Source organism: Xanthomonas sp. CPBF 426, from assembly GCF_903989465.1.
Taxonomy (GTDB): Bacteria; Pseudomonadota; Gammaproteobacteria; order Xanthomonadales; family Xanthomonadaceae; genus Xanthomonas; species Xanthomonas euroxanthea.
Window position 1 is genome coordinate 351,392 of sequence record NZ_LR861805.1, and the last position, 24,905, is coordinate 376,296.

Annotated in this window: 20 protein-coding genes; 5 read left to right on the forward strand and 15 right to left on the reverse strand. The window is 68.2% G+C overall.

What is annotated here, in order from left to right; genetic code table 11:
- Positions 1-63: 63 nt before the first annotated feature.
- Positions 64-1,035, reverse strand: coding sequence for an aldo/keto reductase (locus tag H7A87_RS01490; RefSeq protein WP_104583922.1), 972 nt, complete (start codon positions 1,033-1,035; stop codon positions 64-66).
- A gap of 229 nt (positions 1,036-1,264) precedes the next feature.
- On the opposite strand from H7A87_RS01490, the gene H7A87_RS01495 reads away from it, so the two are divergent.
- Both H7A87_RS01495 and H7A87_RS01500 read left to right on the forward strand, forming a co-directional pair.
- Positions 1,265-2,119 carry a class I SAM-dependent methyltransferase gene (locus H7A87_RS01495; protein ID WP_053046057.1) on the forward strand — a complete coding sequence of 285 codons (855 nt, stop codon included), beginning with the start codon at positions 1,265-1,267 and terminating at the stop codon, positions 2,117-2,119.
- Between the two features lie 328 nt (positions 2,120-2,447).
- The gene (locus H7A87_RS01500) at positions 2,448-3,020 is read left to right on the forward strand and encodes a pseudouridine synthase (protein WP_119129321.1); all 573 of its coding nucleotides are present in this window, start codon (positions 2,448-2,450) and stop codon (positions 3,018-3,020) included.
- Between the two features lie 399 nt (positions 3,021-3,419).
- Here the strand turns inward: H7A87_RS01500 and H7A87_RS01505 are convergent, their stop codons facing one another.
- Positions 3,420-3,851, reverse strand: a complete 432-nt coding sequence (locus H7A87_RS01505; RefSeq protein ID WP_104649576.1) for a hypothetical protein — start codon at positions 3,849-3,851, stop codon at positions 3,420-3,422.
- A 300-nt stretch (positions 3,852-4,151) separates the two neighbouring features.
- Positions 4,152-6,653 carry an ATP-dependent helicase HrpB gene (hrpB, locus tag H7A87_RS01510; protein ID WP_119129322.1) on the reverse strand — a complete coding sequence of 834 codons (2,502 nt, stop codon included), beginning with the start codon at positions 6,651-6,653 and terminating at the stop codon, positions 4,152-4,154.
- A 183-nt stretch (positions 6,654-6,836) separates the two neighbouring features.
- On the opposite strand from hrpB, the gene H7A87_RS01515 reads away from it, so the two are divergent.
- Positions 6,837-8,954: a methyl-accepting chemotaxis protein gene (locus H7A87_RS01515; RefSeq protein WP_180496855.1), complete on the forward strand. Its 2,118-nt coding sequence runs from the start codon at positions 6,837-6,839 to the stop codon at positions 8,952-8,954.
- A gap of 630 nt (positions 8,955-9,584) precedes the next feature.
- Here H7A87_RS01515 and H7A87_RS01520 read toward each other — a convergent pair.
- From H7A87_RS01520 to H7A87_RS01555, 8 genes are all read right to left on the reverse strand, one after another.
- Positions 9,585-10,058, reverse strand: coding sequence for a DUF1456 family protein (locus tag H7A87_RS01520; protein WP_016901421.1), 474 nt, complete (start codon positions 10,056-10,058; stop codon positions 9,585-9,587).
- A gap of 105 nt (positions 10,059-10,163) precedes the next feature.
- Positions 10,164-10,523 carry a hydroxyisourate hydrolase gene (gene uraH, locus H7A87_RS01525; RefSeq protein ID WP_119129323.1) on the reverse strand — a complete coding sequence of 120 codons (360 nt, stop codon included), beginning with the start codon at positions 10,521-10,523 and terminating at the stop codon, positions 10,164-10,166.
- Entirely contained in the window at positions 10,493-11,914 is a 1,422-nt protein-coding gene (hpyO, locus tag H7A87_RS01530; protein WP_119129324.1) for an FAD-dependent urate hydroxylase HpyO, read from the reverse strand. Before hpyO ends, uraH begins: the two co-directional genes overlap by 31 nt.
- Positions 11,911-12,402, reverse strand: a complete 492-nt coding sequence (gene uraD, locus H7A87_RS01535) for a 2-oxo-4-hydroxy-4-carboxy-5-ureidoimidazoline decarboxylase (RefSeq protein WP_119129325.1) — start codon at positions 12,400-12,402, stop codon at positions 11,911-11,913. Before uraD ends, hpyO begins: the two co-directional genes overlap by 4 nt.
- Complete coding sequence (gene hpxZ, locus H7A87_RS01540; RefSeq protein ID WP_104583916.1) at positions 12,399-12,794, reverse strand: oxalurate catabolism protein HpxZ; 396 nt, start codon at positions 12,792-12,794, stop codon at positions 12,399-12,401. The genes uraD and hpxZ overlap by 4 nt, the downstream gene beginning before the upstream one ends.
- Positions 12,791-13,681: an allantoinase PuuE gene (puuE, locus tag H7A87_RS01545; RefSeq protein ID WP_119129326.1), complete on the reverse strand. Its 891-nt coding sequence runs from the start codon at positions 13,679-13,681 to the stop codon at positions 12,791-12,793. Before puuE ends, hpxZ begins: the two co-directional genes overlap by 4 nt.
- The gene (locus H7A87_RS01550) at positions 13,678-14,934 is read right to left on the reverse strand and encodes an alanine--glyoxylate aminotransferase family protein (RefSeq protein WP_115675681.1); all 1,257 of its coding nucleotides are present in this window, start codon (positions 14,932-14,934) and stop codon (positions 13,678-13,680) included. The genes puuE and H7A87_RS01550 overlap by 4 nt, the downstream gene beginning before the upstream one ends.
- The gene (locus H7A87_RS01555) at positions 14,924-16,195 is read right to left on the reverse strand and encodes an allantoate amidohydrolase (RefSeq protein ID WP_119129327.1); all 1,272 of its coding nucleotides are present in this window, start codon (positions 16,193-16,195) and stop codon (positions 14,924-14,926) included. The genes H7A87_RS01550 and H7A87_RS01555 overlap by 11 nt, the downstream gene beginning before the upstream one ends.
- Before the next feature lie 584 nt (positions 16,196-16,779).
- Between H7A87_RS01555 and H7A87_RS01560 the strand changes: the two genes are divergently transcribed.
- Both H7A87_RS01560 and H7A87_RS01565 read left to right on the forward strand, forming a co-directional pair.
- Complete coding sequence (locus H7A87_RS01560) at positions 16,780-17,673, forward strand: LysR family transcriptional regulator (protein WP_119129328.1); 894 nt, start codon at positions 16,780-16,782, stop codon at positions 17,671-17,673.
- A gap of 419 nt (positions 17,674-18,092) precedes the next feature.
- Complete coding sequence (locus H7A87_RS01565) at positions 18,093-19,292, forward strand: MFS transporter (RefSeq protein WP_119129329.1); 1,200 nt, start codon at positions 18,093-18,095, stop codon at positions 19,290-19,292.
- 383 nt (positions 19,293-19,675) lie between these two features.
- On the opposite strand, the gene gvpU is transcribed toward H7A87_RS01565, so the two are convergent.
- From gvpU to H7A87_RS01585, 4 genes are all read right to left on the reverse strand, one after another.
- Positions 19,676-20,134, reverse strand: coding sequence for a gas vesicle accessory protein GvpU (gvpU, locus tag H7A87_RS01570; RefSeq protein WP_104583975.1), 459 nt, complete (start codon positions 20,132-20,134; stop codon positions 19,676-19,678).
- Between the two features lie 309 nt (positions 20,135-20,443).
- Positions 20,444-22,024, reverse strand: coding sequence for a gamma-glutamyltransferase family protein (locus H7A87_RS01575; protein ID WP_119129330.1), 1,581 nt, complete (start codon positions 22,022-22,024; stop codon positions 20,444-20,446).
- Positions 22,024-23,484: an AtzE family amidohydrolase gene (locus H7A87_RS01580; protein ID WP_119129331.1), complete on the reverse strand. Its 1,461-nt coding sequence runs from the start codon at positions 23,482-23,484 to the stop codon at positions 22,024-22,026. The genes H7A87_RS01575 and H7A87_RS01580 overlap by 1 nt, the downstream gene beginning before the upstream one ends.
- Before the next feature lie 201 nt (positions 23,485-23,685).
- The gene (locus tag H7A87_RS01585; protein ID WP_119129460.1) at positions 23,686-24,837 is read right to left on the reverse strand and encodes a nucleoside hydrolase; all 1,152 of its coding nucleotides are present in this window, start codon (positions 24,835-24,837) and stop codon (positions 23,686-23,688) included.
- Positions 24,838-24,905: the final 68 nt, after the last annotated feature.

A 24,905-nucleotide genomic window follows, 5' to 3' on the forward strand; every position in this document is an offset into this window, starting at 1 on the left:
GCGGCTGCACGCGGGAAGACGTGTGTCCGTCGCTGCGATGCGCGCGTGCTGCAAACCGATGCGTCAGGCCGCGTCGGCCGGCTCGGGGGCGCTTGCGGCATCGAGCTGTGCAATCTGATCGGCGCTCAGCGACAGCTGTGCAGCGGCCAGCACATCGTGCAACTGGGTCACGCTGGTGGCACTGACGATCGGTGCGGTCAGGCCCGGACGCGCGATCAGCCAGGCCAGTGCGATCTGGGCCGGCGTCGCAGTGTGGGTGGCCGCCAGATCGTCCAGCGCCTGCAGGATGCGCAGGCCGCGCGGATTGACGTATTGCTTGACCACCGAGGCGCCACGCGCGCTGCTCTTGCCGGCGTCGTCGGCGCTGCGGTACTTGCCGGTCAGAAAGCCGCTGGCCAGCGAGTAGTAGCTGATCACGCCGAGCTCGCGCTCGCGCACCAGCGGCTCCAGCTCGGCTTCATAGCCGGCGCGATCGTAGAGGTTGTATTCCGGTTGCAGGCTTTCGTAACGCGGCAGCTTGTACTGCTCGGAAACATCCAGTGCGTCGCGCAGGCGGGCGGCGCTGTAGTTGGACGCACCGATCGCGCGCACCTTGCCCTGTTCGATCAAGCGGCCGAACGCGGCCAGCGTGGCTTCCAGCGGAATCGATGCGTCGTCTTCGTGCGCCTGGTACAGATCGATCACGTCGGTCTGCAGACGGCGCAGCGAATCGTCCACGGCAGCGGCGATATTCTCCGGCGACAGGCCCGGATGCTCGCTCCACTTGGCCACCTTGGTGGCGATCAACACCTTGTCGCGTTTGCCGCTGCGTGCGAGCCAGCGCCCGATGATGGTTTCCGACTCGCCACCGCGGTTGCCCGGCACCCAGCCGGAGTACGCATCGGCGGTGTCGACCAGATTGAAACCGGCATCGACGAAGGCATCGAGCAACGCAAACGAGGTCGCCTCGTCGGCGCTCCAGCCAAACACATTGCCACCGAACACGATCGGTTGAACCTGCAGGCCGGAGCGGCCTAACGCGCGGGAATGGGTCATCACGGATGCTCCTGATTCGAACTGCCGACAGCATAGTCATGCGTGTCGATGTTGCGTGTGACACCTGCGTGGATTCTGCGTTCCGCCGATCGCCCTCATCGACTCACATCATTTGAACATGTCGCTTCCCGCTGGTGCGGCGCGTCATGCGGCGCCTTGATCCATGCACATGGCAGGCTTCCGGCCGCATGCTAGGCTCGCGCTACTTTTTCCCGCAAAGGGCGCTGCGATGATCCGCAACAAGCTGGTGTGTGCATGTGTGGTGGGGATGGCAGTGGCGATGAGCGCGCCACTGGCAATGGCAATGAAACCGGCCGATAGCGCCAGCCTGCCGGCGCCCGACGCGGCGCTGCAGAAAGCCATCGACGGCAACTGGCGCGATCGTGTCTACGTGCAGCGCGATGTCTACCGTCATCCGGGCCAGACGCTGGCGTTCTTCGGCATCAAGCCGACCCAGACCGTCATCGAAATCACGCCGGGCGGCGGTTGGTACTCGGAGATCCTGGCGCCGTACCTGCGCGACAAGGGCAAGTACGTGGCGGCAGTGGTCGACCCGGCGGCGGTGCCGGAAGGCCGTGGCCGCGATTCGGCACAGCGCGGGCGCGACGAGCTGGAGAAGAAGTTTGCCGCCAAGCCGCAGGTGTACGGCAAGCCGTCGTTCGTCTCCTATGTGCCCAAGACGCCCTCGTTCGGCGTGGACAATTCAGCCGATCTGGTGCTGACCTTCCGCAACGTGCACAACTGGCGCATGGCCGGCAATGCCGAGGCGATGTTTGCCGGCTTCTACAAGGTGCTCAAGCCCGGCGGTGTACTCGGCGTGGTCGAGCACCGTGCCAAGGCCGACGTGCCGGCCGACGACAAGAGCGGCTATGTCGGCCAGGCGCAGTTGATTGCGATGGCAGAAGCGGCCGGGTTCAAGCTGGCCGGCAAGAGCGAGGTCAATGCCAATCCGCGCGACACCAAGGACTATCCCGGTGGCGTGTGGACGTTGCCGCCGAGCAACAGCCACGACAAGGCCGACGATGCCAAGTACAAGGCGATCGGCGAGAGCGACCGCATGACCCTGAAGTTTGTCAAGCAGTGAGGCTTTGCCTGCATGCCGACGCATCGCGCGGCGGCGTGCAGGTCTCTGACGGTCCGTCGCGGTGCGTCGCTGCTGGAATGACGTGCGCCATGCGATGACGGCGCTACCAGGCGCACAGCCGTACAGATAGCGCGGTCAGCGGTGGTCGCCCGCAGCAGGCCAATGCTTGCAGCAGCGCCCGCGTCGCGATGCTTGCTGCATCGGCGTTCATCGCCGTTGCAGGCAGGTGCAGCGCCTCGGCGTCGCGCGCGGCGCGATTTATTCAACCCGGTGCACGACCCACGCGCCACGCGCCTGGCCTGCAACGATCTTGCGCAACAGGACTGGCATGTTGGTGTTGTTGAACAAACCCTATGGCGTGCTGTCGCAATTCAGCGACCGCTCGCAGCCGCCCAAACGCACGCTGGCCGAATTCGGCCTGCCGGCCGATGTGTACGCGGCGGGCCGTCTGGATCACGACAGCGAAGGCTTGTTGTTGCTGACCGACGATGGCGCATTGGCGCATCGCCTGACCGACCCGCGCCACAAGCAACCCAAGACCTATTGGGTGCAGGTGGAAGGCGACCCGGCGCCTGCGCACCTGCAGGCCTTGCGCGATGGCGTGCTGCTCAACGACGGCCCGACCCGTCCGGCCAAGGTGCGCAGGCTCGACCCGGCACCGGACCTGTGGCCCCGCGATCCGCCGGTGCGGACCCGCAAGACCGTGCCCGATGCCTGGCTGGAACTGCAGATCACCGAAGGCCGCAATCGCCAGGTGCGGCGCATGACCGCCTCGGTCGGCCTTCCGACCCTGCGTCTGATCCGCGTGGCGATCGGCGACTGGAGACTGGATGCGCTTGCGCCCGGCCAATGGCGCGTCGAACAGCCGCATCCCGCGCGGCCGGGCAGGACGCGACGCTGAGCCTGATGCATCCGGTACCGCGGTAGCTTCACCGCACGCGACGCTGAGTTGATGCATTCAGTACACCGGTCGCTTTACTGCACCGCCCATGCAGCATTACCCGCTGGATTGGCAACGCAGGAAGGATGCAACGGTTGCGTGCCTGGATGGCCGATCCATTCCAACGATGCCTCGACCCGCAGTGCTTCAGGACATGCTTGCTGAGAGGGGCGCGGGTGTGGACAGGCAATGCGACCCACGTGGTCGGTGATGGTCTGGACCCGCACATGGTGTGCCGCATTCCTCGACCGCGCGAGTGGGTGTCGATGACTTAGCGAGGTGGTCGCACCGATGTCATCCACAAACAAAAACGCCACGGCGCAGGGCCGTGGCGTTTTTGTTTGTGCCTGGAAGGACGGCTTATTCGATGCCGTCACTCGGCGTCACTGCGCCGCGGCGCTGGTAGGCCGCGCGACGTGCGCTGGCGTTGCTGGCGTTTTCGCGATCCAGGCGGTGCACGTTGCCGCCGGGGAGCTGCTGGTCACGCTGGCGCTTGCGATACACGGCATAACCGATCAGGCCCAGGCCGGCGACGGCAGCGGCCACGGTGACGGCCGGGTTGCGCTTGACCACTTTGCCAACGACCTTGCCGCCGGTCCGCACGGCACCCAGTGCTGCGCCGGTCTTCAACCATTCGCTGGCGCCCGGGCCGAAATGACGCAGGCTGCTGCCTGCATGACGGGCCTGATCACCAGCATTGGATGCGGCGTGACGCAGGTGGTCGCCAGCATTGCCAGCCAGTTCCAGGGCACGCTCCAGGGCGCGTTCGGTGATCACAGTCAGCTTGCTCATTGGAGGCGTTTCCTTTCTGAGTACGTGGGCCGCAGTGTGTGGGCTGATGCGTATAGACCGTGTTAGCGGTGGTGGAGCTTGTTTGGCTTGCGGTTAAGTAATGCGGTGGGGCGCATTGGGCGCGGGCGTCTGAGTAGCGGTAAATGACAGAGCGATGCGCATGCGCGTCGCTTCCCTTCTCCCACCGGGAAAAGGTGCCCGAAGGGCGGATGCGGGTACGGGCGAAGCCCTCGCGTTGTTCCACCGCACGTGGCTTCGCTCGTACCCTCATCCACCCCCTCTCCCGCGGGGAGAGGGGCCTCAAGTGCCACGTGGTTTTGCTCTATGGGTTGCAGTCGCAGTCCAAGGATCGTCGGGCCACGGATGTCTGGGATACCGCCCCTTCATCTCCTTCCTGACATCCGGATAGGTCGTGACCCAGAAGCTCTTCAGATCCTGGGTGACCTGCAACGGGCGCCCGCCGGGCGAGAGCAGATGCAGGGTCAGCGGGATGCGGCCGTCGGCAATGCGCGGGGTTTCGGCAAGGCCAAACAGTTCCTGCAACTTGACCGCCAGCACCGGCGGCAACGGCTGCCCGGCGTGGTCGAGGGCGTAGACGATCTGCCGCTCCATGCCCGAGGGCACGCTGATGCGGTTGGGCGCGTGGCGGTCGATCAACTGGCGGCGGTCCCACGGCAGGGCGCCCTTGAGCGCTTCGCCCAGCGTGGCGTCGTCCAGCGCATCCAGGCGGGTCTTGCCGGCGAAGGCCGGGCGCAGCCAGGTGTCCAGCGTGTCCAGCAGCGCCGTATCGGACAGATCGGGCAGCGCCAGCTCGGGCATCCAGGCGCGCAACGATTGCAGGCGTGCACGCCATTGGCGCAGGCCGTCGGTCCAGGGCAAGGCATCCAGGCCCAGCTGACGCACAGCTTCGGTCAGGGCGCCGGCGGCTTGCGCCGGATCGACGCGGCCGGCCGGGCGGCTGTCGAGCACGATGCGGTCGAAGCTGGATTGCCGGCGCGCGACCAGGGCGCGCTTGTCCGCATCCCATTGCACCAGGTCCTGCTGCACGAAGCGCTCTGGCACGCTGCGGCGCAGATAGCCTTCGTCCACCGGCGCGGCGCGTAGCAGCAGCGCGTCCTTGGCTTCGTAACGCATTTCGCTGGCGACCAGCCACGGCTCGCCGCGCAGGTCGCTGCGGCCGAACAGGCGCGCGCTGCGGCCGTTGGCGAGCAGGTAGCGCAGCGGGTCGTTGGGGTGGCGCGCGGCAATGCGGTCGGGGAAGGCGTGCGAGAGCAGGTCGCCCAGTGCATGCGCTTCCACGCTGGCAGGCGGGGCGCTGTCGCAGCGCAGCCGGCGTCGCCATTGCTTGGCGGCGCTGTCGATCGCGGCCAGGCCGCCGCGGTTGGCATCGTGCGCGCTGCGGCCCTGCCGGAAGGCAGCCAGTGCACGCCAGCGCGCGGCCAGCCCATCGCCGCCCTGACGCAGCGGGTCGCGTGCTTCCAGCAAGGCGGCCAGGTCGCAGGCCAGCGCCACGCGGGTCGCATCGCCGGCCTGCACCAGCATCGCGGCCAGGCGCGGATGGGTGCCCAGCGCGAGCATGCGCCGGCCCAGCGCGGTGATGCCGCCGCTGCCGGTGAGTGCGCCCAGCCGCTGCAGCAACTCGTGCGCGGCGGCCAGCGCGCCGGCCGGCGGTGCATCGACGAAACGTAGCGCGGCGCTGCCCCAGGCGGCCAGTTCCAGCGCCAGGCCGGCCAGTTCCACCTGGGTGATCTCCGCACGCCGCTGCGGTTCCAGCCGTTGCGACTGCGGCCACAGCCGGTACGCCCAGCCGCTGGCCACGCGCCCCGCGCGGCCGGCGCGCTGGTCGGCCGAGGCCTGCGCAATGGTGGTGATGTCCAGCCGCGAGAAACCGCTGTTGGGGTCGTAGTGCGGCTCGCGCGCCAGCCCGCTGTCGATGACCACGCGCACGCCGGGCAGGGTCACCGAGGACTCGGCCACATTGGTTGCCAGCACCACGCGGCGGCGCCCCGACGGGTCCGGCTGCAGCACCTGGCTTTGCGCCTCGACCGACAGCTCGCCATGCAGCGGCAGCACCTGCACCGCCGGGTCCAGCACGTCCTGCAGGGCGCCGTGCACGCGTGCGATCTCGCGTTGGCCGGGCAGGAACACCAGCACATCGCCCGGATGGGCGGCCAGGGCGTGTTCCACCGCGCGCCGGGTCTGCGGCTCCAGCGCTTCGTCGCGGCGCGCGGGGAAGTGCGCGACCTCCACCGGGAAGCTGCGCCCGGCGCTGCTCAGGCGCGGCGCGTCGAGAAAGCCGGCCAGGCGTTCGCCATCGAGCGTGGCCGACATCGCCACGATGCGCAGGTCTTCGCGCACCTGCGCCTGCACGTCCAGCGCCAGCGCCAGGCCGAGGTCGCCGGCCAGATGGCGTTCGTGGAATTCGTCGAACAGCAGCGCGCCGACGTGCTCCAGCATCGGGTCGTCCTGGATCATGCGGGTCAGGATGCCCTCGGTGACGACCTCGATGCGGGTGCGCGCGGAGGTCTTGTTCTCGAAGCGGATGCGGTAGCCCACGGTCTCGCCGACCGGCTCGCCCAGCTGGCGCGCCATGAACACGGCGGCGCTGCGGGCGGCCACGCGGCGCGGTTCGAGCATCACGATCTTGCGACCGGCCAGCCACGGCGCGTCCAGCAAGGCCAGCGGCACCTGGGTGGTCTTGCCGGCGCCGGGCGGGGCTTCCAGCACCAGCCGCGGATGGGTGGCCAGGCTGTCGCACAGCTGCGGCAGCAGGGGGGAGATCGGAAAAGCAGGCTCGGTCATGCGCGGGAAGGATACGGGGCCGCCACAGATGGCGCGATGGTCGGGCGGACGGGTGAAGCCTGTCGGGGAATCCGGAAGTGCTCACCTCTTTGGGCATTCAAGGCAGATTCTGGCGCCGGGGCACTGCTTCAGATCGGTAGTACACCTGTCGATAACCGGTGCAATTCCCACTCTGGACGCCCCATGTCTGTTGCCACACCGAAATTCGTCAGCCTGCAAAGCAAGCTGCTCGGCGCGCTCGCGCTGGGTCTGTCGGTCATCCTGCTGTGTGCCCTCGGTGGTTTGGGCACGGCGTGGCTGAGCCTGTCGGGCAAGGTACCGCCGGAGGTGGCGCAGGCCTCCAGCAGCGAGGAGATCACCCGCGACTTCCGCCTGCAGGTGCAGGAGTGGAAGAACGTCCTGATCCGCGGGCGCGACCCGGCGCAGCTGGACAAGCACCTGGGCGCCTTCCGCGAGCAGGGCAGGAAGGTGCAGGCAGGCACCGAGGCGCTGGCCAAGGCCACCCGGGACCCGCAGGTGCGGACGCTGGCGCAGGACTTTGCCAAGGCGCATCTGGGCCTGCAGCGCCACTACGAAGCAGCGCTGGGCAAGTTTGCCGAAGCCGGTTACGACACCCAGGTCGGCGACCAGCTGGTCAAGGGGCAGGACCGCGCGCCCAGCCAGACGCTGGAAGCGCTGGTGACGCGCAGCAAGACCCTGGCCGATGCCGCGGTGCTGGCCGGTTCGCAATCGGCGCAGCACAAGCTGGTGCTGTCGGCGGTGGCCACCATCGTGGCGGCGTTGTGCCTAGTGGCGGTGCTGGGCTGGTGGATCCGTCGCTCGATCGTGCGTCCGATCGAACACGTCGCACGCGCGGCGCGCCAGGTGGCAGCCGGCGATCTGTCGGCGCGTGCGGCGGTCAGCAATCGCGATGAAATCGGTCTGCTCGGCCAGGCCATGGGCCAGGTGGTCAACACGCTCAGCGATGTCTCCACCGCGCAGGCCGACATGGCGCAGCGCCACGAAGCCGGGCAGATGAGTTACCGCATGGACGCGCAGGCCTTCCCGGGCGCGTACGGCCGCATGGTCGACGACACCAATGGCCTGATCGGCGCACAGGTCGGTCTGATCGGCGTAATGCTGCAGGTGATGCAGCATTACGCCGTGGGCGACATGTCGGTGGACATGCCGCGCCTGCCGGGCGAGAAGGCGCAGATCACCGAGGCGATGGACACCACCAAGCACAACCTGGCGGCGATCAACGGCGAAATCCGTGGCCTGGTCGACGCCGCTGCGGCCGGCGACTTCGCCACGCGCGGAAATGCAGAGGCCTACCAGTTCGAATTCCGCGCCATGGTCAGCGGCGTCAACGGCCTGATGCAGAACGTGGACCAGAACCTGGCCGAGCTGTCGCAGCTGCTCAAGGCGATTGCCGACGGCGACCTGACCGCGCGCATGCACGGCAACCAGCAAGGCGTGTTCGCGCGCATGCGCGACGATGCCAACGCCACCGTGCAGCGCCTGACCGATATCGTCGGCGACATCACCCTGGCCGCGCAGACCATCCGCACCGCCTCGGCGGAGATTGCTGCCGGCAACAACGACCTGGCGCAGCGCACCGAACAGCAGGCCGCCAACCTGGAAGAAACCGCCGCCTCGATGGAAGAACTCACCTCCACCGTGCGCCAGAACGCCGACACCGCGCAGCAGGCCAGCCGCGGCGCGCAGGCGGCCGCGGAGATCGCCGGCCGCGGCGGCGAGATGGTGGCCAGCGTGGTCGACACCATGGGCGAGATCGAGGTCTCGTCGAAGAAGATCGCCGAGATCATCAGCGTTATCGACGGCATCGCGTTCCAGACCAACATCCTGGCCTTGAACGCGGCGGTGGAAGCCGCACGGGCGGGCGAACAGGGCCGTGGTTTCGCCGTGGTCGCCTCGGAAGTGCGCGCGCTGGCGCAGCGTTCGGCCGGCGCGGCCAAGGAGATCAAGCACCTGATCGATGCCTCGGTGGACAGCGTGGAGCGTGGCAGCGCGCGCGTGGATCAGGCCGGGCAGACGATGCAGCAGATCGTGCAGTCGGTGCAGCAGGTCACCACCTTGATCGCGGAAATTTCCGCGGCATCGCGCGAGCAGTCGTCCGGCATCGAGCAGGTCGCCCGCACGGTCAACGACATGGACGAAACCACCCAGCGCAATGCCGCACTGGTGGAAGAGGCCTCCGCCGCGGCACGTGCAATGCAAGAGCAGGCGGTGGAACTGAGCGAAGCGGTAGCGGTGTTCCGTCTGGATGCACGCCGGCCGCGCCTGGCGGCTGCGGCGTGACACAGGACCACGCGCAAAGATGCCAGGCACACGCCTAGCTGCAGTCAACAGCTAGGTCAAACGCCTGGTCGGTCGAGCGTGCGGTGCCCTCACCGCTCGCGGGACACGCCGTGAATCCATCCGTGAGGCTCGGTGGCGGCATCGATGCCGCCACACGGTCCCGCAATCGACGAGGACACCGCACCAGAGCGTTGGTCGGTGGCCGGGTCAAAACCCGTTTTTGCTTTGGAACGCCGAGGAGTTTGAGATCGCCTTGTTCACCGCTTGCCTGTTGCTCGGCTTCGATTGAGGGGCTCACTGGGCTCCCACAATCCGAACAACGCACGTCGTGCATTGCTTGCACCAAGCACACCGACCATCTCGACTGGTCCTTGCCCGCCCACCGTCGCGGGACCTTACGCGGCATGGATGCCGCGTAAGAGCCTCCATGGACGGATTCACGGCGTGTCCTGCGATGGTGGGCGGGCAAGGGCCCTGCAGCCAAGCAACAGATCGACCGCTCCACGATCGATCCATCGACACCATCCAGCCACTTCGAGATACACGAAAACTGCGCTAAAAACCTGCGAGTTCAAGTCGCGGCGTCGTCAGACGATCAGGCCACACCAGGCCGACCTCGGTATCAGGTCGTCAACCCGCTTCGCGCATCCGGGCGGTCAGGCCCTTGAGGAAGGCGCGCAGCAGCTGGTCGCCGCAGGGGCGGAAATTCTTGTGGCCGGGCTGGCGGAACAGCGCGGATAGTTCCGGCTTGGACAGCGGGAAGCCGGCGCTGGCGAAGATGGCGTGCATGTCCACGTCTTTCAGCTCGAAGGCCACGCGCAGTTTCTTCAGCACCAGGTTGTTGCCGACACGGGTTTCCAGCGGACGTACCGGCTGGCTTTCGTCGCGGCCGCGGAAACGCAGCACCAGGCCGTCGAGGAAGCGCGCCAGCATCGCGTCGGTGCAGGGCTCGAAGCCGGGCTCGTCCTCCTTCTTCAGCCAGGCCTGTACCTGCGGCTTGTCGAGCGCGAACTCCGGGTCGGCCAGGTGGGTGATCTCCACTACCTTGTCGTCGCTGAGGTCGAGCATGTAGCGGATGCTGCGCAGTACATCGTTGTGGATCATGACAATTCCGGGGCCCCGGCCTGTCGCCGGAAAGGCGCCATTCTACGGGGCCGATGCGCAACGCGGCGTATGCCCCCGCCGGTCCGTTGCCGAAGCGGCGACCGCTCAGCTGCCGCGGTAGGTGGAATACCCGTACGGCGAAAGCAGCAGCGGTACGTGGTAATGGCCGTCGTTGGCGATGCCGAACGCGATCGGGATCTGCTCCAGGAATGGCGGGTCCGGCAGTGCGGTGCCGGTGGCACGCCAATAGCCGGCCACCTCGAACTCCAGCCGGTAGCGGCCGGGTTGCAGCGTGAGCGCGGCCAGTTCGGGGCAACGCCCGTCCTGGTTGGTGACCCCGGCAAAGTGCAGGCCGGCGTCGGCGAACAGACGCAAGGCGATGCCGGCGGCGGGGCGGCCGGTGGCGGTATCCAGCACATGGGTGGACAGCGTGCTCATGCCACCGCCTGGGTCGGTTGCGGCCATTGGCCGACGAATTCGGGCTGGTCGTAGGCCAGGTAGCTGTCGACGATGGCCTGGCGGTCGTCCAGGAACAGCTGATCGGCCACCGCGCGGGCCAGCCGTGGCAATGCGACCTTGAGCCCGGACAGCGCTGCCGCCGACGGGCCGTGGTTGATCAGCGCCGAATAGTTGAAGGCGAACACCCCATGCAGCAGCGCGGCATCCTCGGGCGTGCGCGGCAGCAGTTCGAAGCCCGGCCCCAGGTAGGGATGTGCATCCAATACCGGATTGGCCTGGCCCGGCGGCGGCTGGTAGCGGTCGGCCCAGCAGGCGATGCGCCCGGACAGCGCGGCCAGTTCCGGGCGCAGCTGCGGGTCGGTGACCAGGCCGGTGGCAACGGCGAGGAAATCGAAGCGATGCTCGCCCTGCGGTGTGCGGACCACCACTTCGCCATCGCGCTCGGCCACCTCCAGCCACGGCGCGCCCAGGTGCAGCGCAAAGCCGGCATGCGCGCAGGCGCGTTGGAAGGTGTCGTTGGTCGGCGGCTGGTTGTGTGCGAAGAAGCTGGCCATCATCCGGTACTTGTCCGCATCCGGCAGCGTGAGAAAGCGCGGAATGATGCCGGCCTGTTCCATGTGGCGGAACGGATTGATGCGCGGCAATGCGCTGCGGCGCACGAAGACTTCGGCACTGGCGACGCCTTGCTCCAGCGCGAAACAGGCATTGTCGAATGCCGAGGCGCCGCCGCCCAGGATGCCCACGCGCTTGCCGGCCAGCGCGGCGAAGTCGATGTGGCCGGAGGTGTGCGCGTAGCGCTGCGCGGGCAGGGCGCGGCTGATCCAGTCCGGCACCATCCATTGGCCGCCGCCCTGGATGCCGGTGGCCAGGATCAGCTTGCGCGTGAGCAGCGGCGCGCCCATGGCCAGATGCAGGCGGTGGATGCCCGGCGCCACGTCCGGCTCCACGCGCGCCAGCTGGGTGGCATTGCGCACCGGCAAGCGCAGCACCGCGCGGTACCAGCGCAGATAGTCCATCCAGCTGCCGCGCGGAATCTTGTCCAGCGCGTCCCAGCCGGCGCTGCCGTGCTGGGCTTCCCACCAGGCGCGGAAGGTCAGCGAGGGCACGCCCAGGTCGATCGAGGTGATCTGCTTGGGCGTGCGCAGGGTCTGCATGCGCGCATAGGTCACCCACGGACCTTCCTGTCCCGCGGCGTTTTCATCGATGACCAGCACGTTGTGCACGCGCTCGCGTTGCAGTGCGAACGCCGCGCCCAGGCCGCTCTGGCCGGCGCCGACGATGACCACGTCATACACGTGCCCGGCCGGATGCACGCGCGGCTGCGTCCATGCATCGCCGCCGTGGGCCAGGCGTTGCAGATCGTGGTGGAGCTCGCGTTCGAGTTGGGCCAGGCTCATGGCAGTGCCTCCAGGCGCAGGTGAACGATCTTGCCGATCTCGGCGAGGGCGGTGGACAGTTCTTCGCTGCGCGATGCATCCAGCCGGCGTTCCAGTGCGGCCAGGATGCCGGCCTTGTCGTGCAGCCGCACGCAGATCACGAACGGAAATCCGAACCGGTGGCGATAGGCCTGATTGAGCGCGTGGAAGCGCTTGAACTCGGCGTCGCTGAGCCTGTCCAATCCGGCCGCGGCCTGCTCGGCCGCCGATGCGGCGGTGAGCGTGCGGTCGATCGCCGCCTTGCCGGCCAGCTCCGGATGGGCGCGGATCAACGCAACCTGGTCCTCCTGCGACGCGTCGAACACCACCTGCATCAGCCCGCGGTACACATCGGCGAACGGGCGCCGCCGTGCGGCGCGTTCGACCACCCACGGCGAATGCTCGAACAGCTCGCGGTAGCGTGCCACGAAGGCGGCATCGTCCAGCGTGTTGTCGTCGATCACGCTCATGCATGCGTCCCCTGCAGCGAGACATGCGCGGCCACCACCTTCCAGCCGTCGGAAAACCGCACCCAGCTCTGGCTCTGGCGGCCGCGCGCGCTGCTGCCGGCACGAACGAATTCCGCATGTGTGGTGGCGAAGTCGTGACCGAAGCCGTGCACCTGCACCTGCACGAGCTGTCGTTGCGGCGAGCCGCCGCGGCCGATGCGAAAGGCGCGGATCGCCTCGATGCCGTACAGCACTTCGCCCACGCCGTAGCGCACCGTGCTGGGTGCGGGGTGGAACAGCGCGTCCATTGCGGCGATGTCGTCGTCCATCAGGGCCTGTTCGTACGCGTGGAAGGCCGCGGTCACTTGCGCGATCACCTCGGGCAGGTCGATGTCGGTGGTGTCGATGCTCATGCCGGATGGACCTGCAGCCAATGCCGCGCGATATCGATGCGGCGCGCAATCCAGGCATCGCCGCTGGCCAGCACGTGATCGACAAACCGTGCCAGGGCCGCGGCACGCGCCGGCTTGCCGACGATGCGCCCGTGCAGGCCGACCGACAGCATGCGGCCGCCCTCGCTGCGCAGTTGCTCGAAGCCATCGCGCAGGTAACGAAAGAATGGCTCGCCATCGGCAAAGCCGTTGTAGGCGACGAACTTCATGTCGTTGGCGTCCAGTGTGTACGGCACGATCAACTGCGCGCGGCCGTGGCGCGTGTCGTAATACGGCACATCGTCGGCATAGCTGTCGGCGTCGTAGACAAAGCCGCCTTCTTCGGCGACCAGGCGCGCGGTGTTGGGGCTGGTGCGGCCCTGGTACCAGCCCAGCGGGCGGCTGCCGGTGACACGGGTGTGCACGGCGATGGCCTGCGCGATATGCGCGCGCTCGGTGGCCTCGTCCACCTGCTGGTAATCGATCCAGCGCAGGCCGTGGCTGGCGATTTCCCAGTCGGCCGCCTGCATCGCGGCCACCGCCTCGGGATTGGAGGCCAAGGCCTGCGCCACGCCGAACACGGTCACCGGCACGTTGCGCGTGGTGAACAGCCGATGCAGCCGCCAGAAGCCGGCGCGGCTGCCGTATTCGTACAGGCTTTCCATCGCCATGGCGCGCGCGCCGGGCTGCGACTGGGCGCCGACCATTTCCGACAGGAAGGCTTCCGAGCCGGCATCGCCGTTGAGCACGCAGTTTTCCGCGCCCTCTTCGTAGTTGATGACGAACTGCACCGCGATGCGTGCGCCCCCGGGCCACTGCACCGCAGGTGGGGTGGCGCCATAGCCGACCAGGTCGCGCGCGGTGTTCATGCATGCGGCTCCGCGTGCCAGGCCGCCAGGGCGGCATCCACCGCCAGCCCCGGTGTGCAGGCGTAGCCTTCGGCGCGCAGCACCGCTTCCAGCGCGGCCAGGGTGATCAGCACCTTGTGCTTCATCGCGTTGTAGCCCATTGCGCCGATGCGCCAGATCCTGCCCTGCAGCGGACCGAACGCGGTGCCGATCTCGATCTCGAAATCCTCGCGCATGCGTCGGCGTACCGCATCGCTGTCGATGCCGGGTGGAATCACCACGCCAGTGACATTGCTCATGCGATGCGCATCGTCGCCGAACACCTCCAGCCCCAACGCGCGGATGCCCGCGCTCACCGCACGCCCGGCGGCGGCGTGGCGGGCGAAGCGGGCGTCCAGGCCTTCCTGCAGCGCCACGCGCGCGCATTCGCGGGCGCCGTACAACATGGTGGTGGCTTCGGTGTGGTGATTGAGGCGCTTGTCGGACCAGTAATCCATGATCATCGCCAGATCGAAATAATTGGAGGCGATGCGCGGCCCGCTGCCGTCGACGATGTCGGCGCGCACGATGCCGCGTTCGACATGGCGGCGCGCGAAGATCGCCTCGGCCGCCGCGTTGGAGACGGTGATCGGTGCCGAGCCGGACGGCCCGCCCAGGCATTTCTGCAGGCCGCCGGTGACCACGTCCACGTCCCAGCGATCGCTGGCGATCTCCATGCCGCCGATGGTGGCAGTGGCATCCACGTAACTCAGCGCGCCGGCCGCGCGGCACAGCGCGCCCACGCCATCCAGCGGCTGGGCCATGGTGGTGGAGGTGTCGCCGTGCACGGTAGCGACCAGCTTGGGGGCCACGCGCTCGATCGCCTCGGCGATTGCAGCAAGCGGCACCACTTCGCCCCAGGGCGCATCCACGGTGTGCACGTCGGCACCGAGCCGGCCGAGGATTTCGGTGAGCAGCAGGCCGAAGCGGCCGAAGTTGATCACCAGCACGCGGTCGCCCGGGCTGACCAGCGACACCAGCGCCGCTTCGATACCGGCGCGCGCGGTGCCATCGACCAGAAACGTCCAGCGATTCTCGGTGCCGAACAGCGGCCGGTACAGCGCCATCACCTCGTTCATGTAGGTGGTCATTTCCGGGTCGAACTGGCCGAGCAGGTCGGCCGCCATCGCGCGCAGCACACGCGGATGCGCATTGACCGGGCCCGGGCCCATCAACAGCCGTTGCGGGGGATCGAGTTCGCCGAAGGTAGGCAGGTGACGCAGATCAGGTGACAAGGGGATCTCCCAGGTGTTCGATGAAGTGGCGCATGACCGCCAGTGCGAGCTCGGCATCGGCCGGGGCCACGTGTTCGTCCGGATGATGGCTGATGCCGCCGGCGCAGCGCACGAACAGCATCGCGGTGGGGCAGAGCGCGGCCATCACCATCGCATCGTGGCCGGCGCCGGACACCAGCTGGCGTGGCGCGATGCCTTGTGCGGCGACTGCGTGTTGCAGACGGGTCATCAGCGCCGGTGCGCAGGGGCTGGCGGCCAAGGTCTGCAGTGGATCCAGGGCGATGGCGATGCCGCGGCTGGCGCTGATCCGTGCAAGCGCCTGTTCGATCTCCTGCACCGCCGCATCGCGCGTTGCGTCGTCGCCGGCGCGCACGTCCAGCGTGCAGTCCACCCGGCCCGGCACCACATTGGTGGCGCCGGGTGCGACGTTGAGCTTGCCGACCGTGGCGACCAGATCGTCGCTGCCGGTGCGTGCAATCCCTTCGATCGCCAGCAGGGCCTCGGCAGCGGCGCTCAATGCATCGCGACGCAGGGCCATGGTGGTGGTGCCGGCGTGGCCGGCGCGGCCGTCGAAGCGCAGCGCAAAGCGCCGCTGCGCCGCGATCGCGGTGACGATGCCGACCGGCAGGCCTGCCGCTTCCAGCACCGGGCCTTGTTCGATATGGGTTTCCAGATAGGCCAGCACGCTGCCGGGCGCGCGTGCGGCCTGCTGGATCTGGGCGATATCCAGGTCCCAGTCCGCCAGCGCTTTGGCCACGTCGATGCCGGCCGCATCGGTGACCGCCAACGTGGCGGGGTCGAGCGTGCCGGCGACTGCACGGCTGCAGAACATCGAGGCAGGAAAGCGCGACCCTTCTTCGTCGCCGAAGGCGATCACCTCGATCCCGAACGGCAGGCGCCGCCCCTGCGCATGCAGCGCGGCGACGCATTCGATGCCGAGCAGGATGCCGAGCGGGCCGTCGTAACGCCCGGCATCGCGCACGCTGTCCAGATGGCTGCCGATCAGCAGCGCCGGTGCGTCGGCGCGTGCGCCTTCGTAGCGCCCGACCAGATTGGCCGCTGCATCCAGCCGCACCTGCATGCCGGCCTGGTGCATCCACTGGCCCACCTGTGCGACGGCGGCGCGATGCGCCGGGCTGAGCCAGGCGCGGAACAGCCCGGCGGGTGTGTCGCTGTAGGGCGCCAGTCCCAGAGCATCGCAGCGGGCAACCGCGCGTGCGCCCGAGCAGGGGGCGGATGAGGTGCGTTGCGCGCTCAGCATGGGGTGCCGTGCGAATGTGGTGTTCTGCCGGCGCTGCCAGGACCGCGATGCGACACGAACTGGTGCATGAGGCCTCCGCAGGCGGCGTGGAAAGGGGGGAGCACGCTGGGCGGTCCATTGCCCGGCGATTGCCCGGTGACATCGTGGCGACAGGCGCGCGTGGCAGGCAGCGCCTGTCGATTGGACTATACGAACCGGCCCTGTCACCCCAAAGCGGTTTTTTTAGGGGTGCGCGTTGCAAAAAATGCGACAGGCAGCTTGCACAGCGTTGTGCACCTTCTCCCGTCGGGAGAAGGTGCCCGCAGGGCGGATGAGGGGGCGCCACACAGGGCTCTCAGCCCTTGCAATGACAAACGCGCCGCCACGCGGCATCAGAAGTGACACCTCGCCTGCTTGGCCACTTGCCCTCACCCGAACCTCCGCGCAGCGCCCCGGTGCGCGCTGGCGGCGCGGTCGCACCACTGCAAGCACGCTCGTCGCGTGCAGGCGCTGCATCAGCGTCCCCAGCGGGAGAAGCGCAGTCCACACGGTCCCCATGGCACCAACTGCTACAGTTTCCCGTATTCCATGAAAGAGATTCACCAATGGCGCGCGACAACTTCAAGGACCTGTTGGCGCTGATCGCCATCGTTCGCGAGGGCAGCTTCACCCGTGCTGCCGCCAAGCTGGGGGTTTCGCAGTCGGCGCTGAGTCACACCATCCGCGGGCTGGAAGCGACGCTGGGTGTGCGCCTGCTGACCCGCACCACCCGCAGCGTGGCGCCGACCGAAGCCGGCGAGCGGCTGATCCAGACGGTGGCGCCGCGCTTTGCGGAAATCGAGGAGGCGCTGGTTGCGCTCGGCGACATGCGCGACACCCCTGCAGGCACCGTGCGCATCACCGCCACCGACTACGCCGCGCGCGCGATCCTGTGGCCCAAGCTGTCCGGGCTGCTGCGCGACTACCCCGAAATCAAGGTCGAAATCGTGGTCGACAACGGCTTGACCGACATCGTCGCCGACCGTTACGACCTGGGTGTGCGGCTGGGCGATCAGGTCGAGAAGGACATGATCGCCGCGCGCATCGCGCCGGACATGCGCATGGCCATCGTCGCCGCGCCGTCCTATCTCGCGCGCCGCCCCGTTCCCAGGACGCCGCAGGACCTCACCGCGCACAGCTGCATCAACCTGCGCATGAAAACCGCCGGCGGCATCTATGCCTGGGAGCTGGAAAAGGACGGCCGCGAAGTCATCGTGCGCGTGGACGGCCAGCTGACCTTCAACGGCACTTACGAAGCACTGGACGCGGCGGTGGACGGCTTCGGTATCGCGTTCGTGCAGGAGGATCTGGCACGCCCGCACATCAAAGCCGGGCGGCTGCGCTGGGTGATGAAGGACTGGTCGCCGACCTGGCCGGGCTTGCACGCGTTCTACCCCAGCCGCCGACATTCCTCCTCCGCCTTCAACCTGGTGGTCGACGCCTTGCGCTATAAAGGTTGATGGATCTGCCGCGTTGCCGGCAGCGGCCGATCGTTCCGGTGCGATCGCAGCATGGGCGCATGCCTGCGCTGCACTCGCGCAAACCGAAGTCGGTGTCGAACGAAGGTGGCGCATCACGCTGCACGATCACCTAGGGATGCGCGGTTGATGAGCCGGCTTCATAGGCCTGTGCCAATCCACCAGCTTTATCGCCGCCTACTGCCTGCGTAAGCTGCGGCACCTCCAGACATACGCACGCCCGAGCCGCAGCATCCGTTGCTGCATTGCGCCCGTCGTGCGTCGCTGCGGTGGCAGGTCGATGCAGTGCATCGCTGCCTGCAGCGCATTCCTTCCGGACACCACGTTCGCCATCGAGCGCCGCGTCAGCGCGTTTGCGGCGTGGCGTTCGTCTCGCATCCCACTTCGCACAAGGGCCAAATATGCAAGCCAGTTCGCTCGCTACCGATCCATCTTCGCGCGCCGCACCTGTCGCAACACGCCAGACCTGGAGCGCGGTCGGCTCGATGTCGCTCTGCGTTGCGCTGCTGATCGCTTCCGAGTTCATGCCGGTCAGCCTGCTGACGCCAATCGCTGCCGATCTGCATGCCAGTGCCGGCATGGCCGGCCAGGCGATTTCGATCTCCGGCCTGTTCGCGGTGGCCGCCAGCCTGCTGATCGCACCGTTGTCGTCGCGCTTCAACCGGCGCCATGTGTTGCTCGCCCTGACCGGGGTGATGTTGGTGTCGCTGCTGTTGATCGCCAACGCGCACAGCTTTGGCATGTTGATGGTGGCACGCGCGCTGCTCGGCATCACCATCGGCGGGTTCTGGGCGTTGTCCACTGCCACGGTGATGCGCATCATGCCCGAGCATGCGGTGCCCAAGGCCTTGGGCATCATATTCATCGGTAACGCGGTCGCTGCCGCATTCGCCGCGCCCCTGGGCAGCTACCTGGGCGCGACCATCGGCTGGCGCGGGGTATTCTGGGGCATGTTGCCGCTGGTGGCGCTGACCATTCTCTGGCAATCGCGCAGCCTGCCATCGATGCCCGCGCGAGGCGCCACCTCGCTGGGTGGCATCGTCACCTTGTTGAAGCGTGGGTATGTGGCGCGCGCCATGCTGGCGGTAATGCTCGGGTTTGCCGGCGCGTTTTCTGCGTTCACCTACTTCCGCCCGTTTCTGGAAACCGTCGCGCAGGTCGATGTGTCGCAGCTGTCGTTGCTGCTGCTCGGCCTCGGCCTGGCCGGATTCGTCGGGACCTATGCCGCCACCGCGCTGGTGCCCAAGCGCTTGTTCACCCTGCTCAGCGTGCTGCCGGTTGCATTGGGTGTGGCGACCATCAGCATGCTGCTGGCCGGCCATCTGGTGTGGGCCGTGGCCGTGGCGATGATTGCCTGGGGCACGCTCAATTCGGCGATGCCGGTGGCCTGGTCCACCTGGCTGAGCCGTTGCGTCAAGGACGCACCGGAAAGCGGTGGCGGCCTGATGGTGGCCGCAATCCAGCTCTCGATCCTGCTGGGTGGTGCCGCAGGCGGCGTTCTGCTGGATCATGTGTCGATCGGCGCCACCTTCGTCGGTGCCAGCGTGTTGCTGCTGGCAGCGTCACTGGTTGCAGGGCGGGGCGATCGTTTGCAGCCGTGAGTGCCGGCGGTTGCGCGATGCAGCGCGCAGTGCGTGGAGGCCAGTTCGTGCCACGCAACGACGCGAGGGCGGCAGCGGATTTTCTGAAGCGCATCACGAAGCCACGAGCGCGCGTGCCTTGCGCGGCAGTGACGTTTGCCATCGGCCACAGCCCGCGGCCCACGCTCAAGCTGTCTGCGTCGGCATTGCTGCGCGGCGCTGCTGCCATTCGAGCAGCGCCGGTCTGATGCTGAGAGCCAACGGAAGGCGTTGGCGAGCGCACCGTTGTCAGCAAGCGCAAGCACGCTTGGCTGCTGTGCAGCCGTGAGCGTGCTCCTGGCGTTATTTCCAACAGCCCAATGTGAGATGACAGGCACCTCACACCAACGTGGAGCTTGCCAGGCTCAATCCGCCGATAGCGATCCCAGCGTGAAGCCGGACACGGCATTGAGCTTGCCGCGCCAGAGCACGCCACGGTTGCTTGGCAGGGGCTGGCCGCCGGGCGAGAAGCAACGCGAGTCGATCAGGTGGAGGAACTGCGGCGGCGTGCTGCTCTGCTCGGCATCTTCCTCGGTGTCGTAGATGCTGGCGTGGCTGGCAAACGCACGACGGATATCCTCTTTTTCCTCGGCATCGCCGGGATAGGCGGCAGAGAATTCCTGCGCAAATGCCTCGAAGTACTGCTTCCCGCTGACCAGCTGGCCCGACACAATGATGCCTTCGACAAACAGCGTGATGCCGAACTGCACGTTCGAGGTGTTGACGGTGGCGACCAGCTTCTGCAGATACCAATCCACGCTCTGGCCGTCGAACGCCAGCTTGACGTCCTCCAGGTTCGGTTGATTGTCGTCTTGCTCTGTCATGTGGCTCTCCTTGGTGGAAGGGTTGATGCGTGTGTCGAATAAGCGCGGCGACATCCCTCTTCATCGCCCCGCATGCCCAAAAAAGCAAGCGCGTCCTGTGCAGCGATCGGCGCGGCTGGGTCCGCCATCATCGCCTTGGAGAGCATGCCCGGAGTCTATGCCATGTTCCGCCCTGGCTGGAGTCCTGATCGCTAGCGCTCGCCTCTGCCAGCGTACAAGCCGCCGCTCCGGCGCGATGGCGCAGCTGGCTACCAACAACGTCCACCCCTCACCGAGGCAGATGCAGGAAGCGCCGACAAGCCCCGACCATCACCACCCGGCCGCCGCACCATCGGAGCGCGGATCGCTTGCCCCGCTGAGCACGCCGTTCACTTCGCGCACCAGTGCGCCGGCGTGTCCCATCACCGAGGTGTAGGCGGGCAACAGCTCCACCGCATGCCCGGCATCGCGCAGTGCCTGCACCAGTGCCGGATCAAAGCGGTCTTCCAGCTTCAGTGACGTGCTGTCTTCGCCCCAGGTGCGGCCGAGCAGCCAGCGTGGCGCGGTGATGGCCTGTTGCAGCGGCATGCCGAAGCGCGCGTAGCGGGAGAAGATCGCGGCCTGGGTTTGTGGCTGGCCTTCGCCGCCCATGGTGCCGTAGGCCATGACGCGGCCGTCGTCGAAGGTGGCCAGGGCCGGGTTGAGGGTGTGGAAGGGTTTGCGGCCCGGGGCGAGCGCGTTCCAGCCGTCGGCGGCGAGGCGGAAGCTGCAGCCACGGTTCTGCCAGGTGATGCCGGTGCGCGGCAGCACCAGGCCGGAGCCGAATTCGAAATAAGTGGACTGGATGCAGCTGAGCGCGCGGCCGTGCGCATCGATGACGCCGAACCAGACGGTGTCGCCGGCCTGCGAGGGCTGCGGCCAGGGCAGTGCGCTGCGCATGTCGATGCGTGCGGCGAGCGCATCGAGCGCGGCGCTGTCATCGAGCAGCGCCTGTGCGTCCAGCGTCATCCAGGCGGGGTCGCCGAGGTGCGCGTCGCGGATCAGGAAGGCCTGTTTGGTAGCTTCGATCAGGCCGTGCAGGTGCGCATAGCTGTCGGCGTGTTCGGCCTGCAGGCGATCGAACAAGGCAAGGATCAGCAGCGAAGCGAGGCCTTGCGTGGGCGGCGCGTGGTTGTAGAGGCGTGCGCCGTGGATGGCGACCGAGAGCGGTACGCTGGGCTCGGCGCGATGACTTGCGAGATCGTGCGCGCGCAGCGGGCTGCCGAGCGCCTGCAGGTCGGCGGCGATGTCCTCGGCCAGTGCGCCGCGATAGAAACTGTCCAGGCCCTGGTCGGCCAGCCGCTGCAGGGTGTGTGCGAGTTGCGGTTGTTGCAGCAGTGCGCCTTCGTGCAGCGGCGCGCCGTGCGGTTCGAAGATGCTGGCGTAGGCACCGGGTTGCACGCGCAGTTCGGCACTCTTGCTGGCGGCGATGTGCGCGCCGCCCAGCGTGACCGGCACGCCATCGCCGGCGTGGTGGATGGCGTCCTGCAACAGGCGCTGCAGCGAGAGGCCGCCGCCCGCCTGCTGCAGGGCGAGCGCCCAGCCGGAGATGGTGCCGGCGACGGTATTGGCCGCGCCCGGGCCGCGCCACGGAATGCTGGCGTGGCCGCGATAGAAGTCCAGGGTCGCGGCCTGCGCGGCACGGCCGCAGGCGTCGATGGCGTGCACGCGGCCGTCGGGGTCGTGGATCAGCCAGAAGCCGTCGCCACCGATGCCGGTCATGTGCGGGTAGACCACGGCCAGGCAGGCGGCGGTGGCGACGGCCGCTTCGATGGCGTTGCCGCCGTCGCGCAGCACATCGCGCCCGGCCTGCGCGGCAAGGTGATGCGGGGCCACGACCATACCGCGGCGTGCGCGCAAGGTATGCAGCATCAGCGTGTCTCCGCTGGCGGGCTGAAGGCGAGCAGGCCGTCGCGTTCGAGGTGCGCGGCGAGCGCGAACAGGCGGTCTTCGCGGCCGGGTGCGGCAATCAGCTGCACGCCCAGCGGCAGGCGACCGGGGCGCGGCAACGGCGCGGCCAGCGCCGGGCACGCGGCCAGGCCGAGCGGCTGGGTGAAGATGCCCAGGTTGGCGCGTGCGGATACCGGCAGGCCGTCGATCTGGATGCTGTCCTGGTCGATGCGCGGTGCCACGCAGGGTGTGGCCGGCGCAATCAACACATCCACCTCGTCCCAGAGGCGCTGCATGGCCGCGCCAAACCACTGCGCGAAGCGGTGTGCATCGGCCACCGCGCTGGCGGGCAGTTGCAGGCCGGCGAGCAGGCGGTCGCGGGTGGCCGGGTCGAACTGCTCGGCGTGCGTGCCCAGGCCGGCGCGATGGCGGTGGCCGCCCTCGGCGGCGGTGAGCACGAAGGCGGCGGCGCGGGCGCGCTCTGCGTCGGGGAGTTCGATCAGGGCGGTGCTATCGCAGGCGGCGAGCAATGTGCCCAGGCCGGCATCCAGCGCGGGATCCAGGTTGCGCTGGAACCAGCCGCCGAGGCGGGCGATGCGCAAGTTGCCGGCAGTGCAGTGCGCCAGTGGCTGCCCCAGCATCACTTCGTAGACGCGGCGCAGGTCGGCGATGGAGGTGGCGAACGGGCCCACCACATCCAGCGCATCGACGAAGCCGAACACGCCCTCCAGCGGCAGCGCGCCGTGCGTGGGACGCAGGCCGTACACACCGCACAGCGCGGCCGGCACGCGGATGGAGCCGTTGGTGTCCGAGCCCAGCGCGAATGGCACCAGCCCGGCGGCCACCGCGGCGGCCGAGCCGCCCGACGAACCGCCGGCCAGATGGCGGTGATCGTGCGGGTTGGCGGTGGTGCCGTAGTGCGCGTTGACGGTGGCAAAGCCGTAGGCGAACTCGTCCATGTTGGCGGTGCCGACCAGCAACGCGCCGGCATCGCTCAGCCGTTGCACCACGGCCGCATCGCGGCTGGCGGGCGCGCACTGCGCACGCACGGCGGCACCAGCGGTAGTGACCTGGCCGGCGACGTCGAACAGATCCTTGACCACGAACGGCACGCCGGCCAGCGCCCCGCCGTCGCTGCCACCGGCCAGCGCGGCCTGCACGCGCGCGGCATCGGCGGCGGCGCGTGCAGGCAGCAGGCGGGTGATCGCGCGCAGGCTGTCGTTGGCCTGGTTGATGCGCGTCAGCGTCTGGGTGGCATGGCGTGCGGCCAGCGTGGGCTGGCTGCGGGTGGCGCTGACGATGGAGGCGATCAGCCCGCGCGCAGTGGCGGTGTCCGGCGCGGCGGGGCGCGGGGCGTTGAAGCTGGCGAGCAGCTGCGCGTGGCCACGCAGCACGTCGGTATTGCGATCGATGCCGGCCTGCCACTGCGCTGGAAGTTGCATGGGGTCACCTGGTCGAGGGCTGGGAGTCGGGATTTGGGAGTCGGGAGTCGATGTCGCGGCCTGCAGGTGGTGCGAATGCGCCGCTGCTGAACCGGCTGGTGGGCTGCGGCGGATGGTGCAGGATGCACAGATGCGTCAAGTGAGCTGCGGTTGCTGCCACGACCAAGGTGGATGACAGGCGCGGCGTTTCAGCATTGCCGGTCAATCGCCACGGCTCGGGGGCGCAGCCTCATCCGCGCCTCGGGCAGCATCTCCCGAGGGGACAAGGGGGAGCGGCAAGCCGACTGCTGGTGGTTGCGGCGCGGTGAGGTGGTCTACCAGCAATTGTTCGAACGCCTCGATATCCACTGCGTGCACCACGGTCTGCGCCTGCTCGCCTAGCCCCGGCTGGTACCCCGGTGCCCACGACAGGATGTCGCCGTAGCCGGCATCGAAGGCGGTGTTGGTATCGACGTAGAGCGTCTCGGTCCGTGTCGCCAGTTCGGGCCGCAGCCATACCGCGGTGGCCAACTCGTCCCACATCGGAAAGCCCGGCTCGCGGCGGCGCAAGGCATGGCCGATGCTGGTATCGGCCGCGCTCATGCGCGCCAGCAGGTCGGGCGTGAGTTCGGTCGCGGTCGATGGATCCACCGGCACCATGGTGATCTTGCGCCAGGGGGCGCGCATGACGATGCTGGCCGCTTCCGGATCCCAGCGGATATTGAATTCGCGGCGTGGCGAGTTGACGAACTCGCGTGCGAACTGCTGCGCGCTGATGCTGTTGCGTTGCTGCCGTGGGTTGAGGCTGCCGCCCATGTAGACCAGCTCGCGCGCCAGCGTGGCGAAGGCCGGATCCAGCGATTGCGCAAGCGCCAGATTGGTCAACGGGCCTGTGGCAATGATGCTCACCTCGCCCGGATACTGGCGCACCATGCGCAGCATGAACAACGCGGCTGGCTCCTCACGCGCGCGCACCACGCTGGGATTGCCCAGTGCGAGCTCGGGCACCACGTCGTGGGCGTGATAGCGCGGCGCGCTCTGCACGGTGTCGCCGTCCACCCAGTGCCTGGTCCATGCCCCTTTCCAGACCAGCTTGCCGTAGAGCGCTTCCCAGCGCTCGGTGGCCAGTTCGCTGTTGAGCAGCGGATGCACCGGGCCGGGCAGCACGGGGATGTCGGGATGGCCAGCCAGTTCCAGCAGGCGGCAGGTATGCGCCAGCACCTCGTCGCGCCAGATGTTGCCGCTGACCGCGCTGATGCCCAGCACCTCGACCTCGGGCGACTGCAACAGCAGCAGCTGCGCAGGCGTGAAGCCATCGATGTCGTCTTCGAGAATGACGCGGCGTTTGGAGGAGGGGGTGTGCGGGTGAGTCATTGCGTTTTTGTCGTGGAAGGTGGGATGCATTGCAGCGGCGATGGATCGGAAGGCGCGTTGGCAGGAGC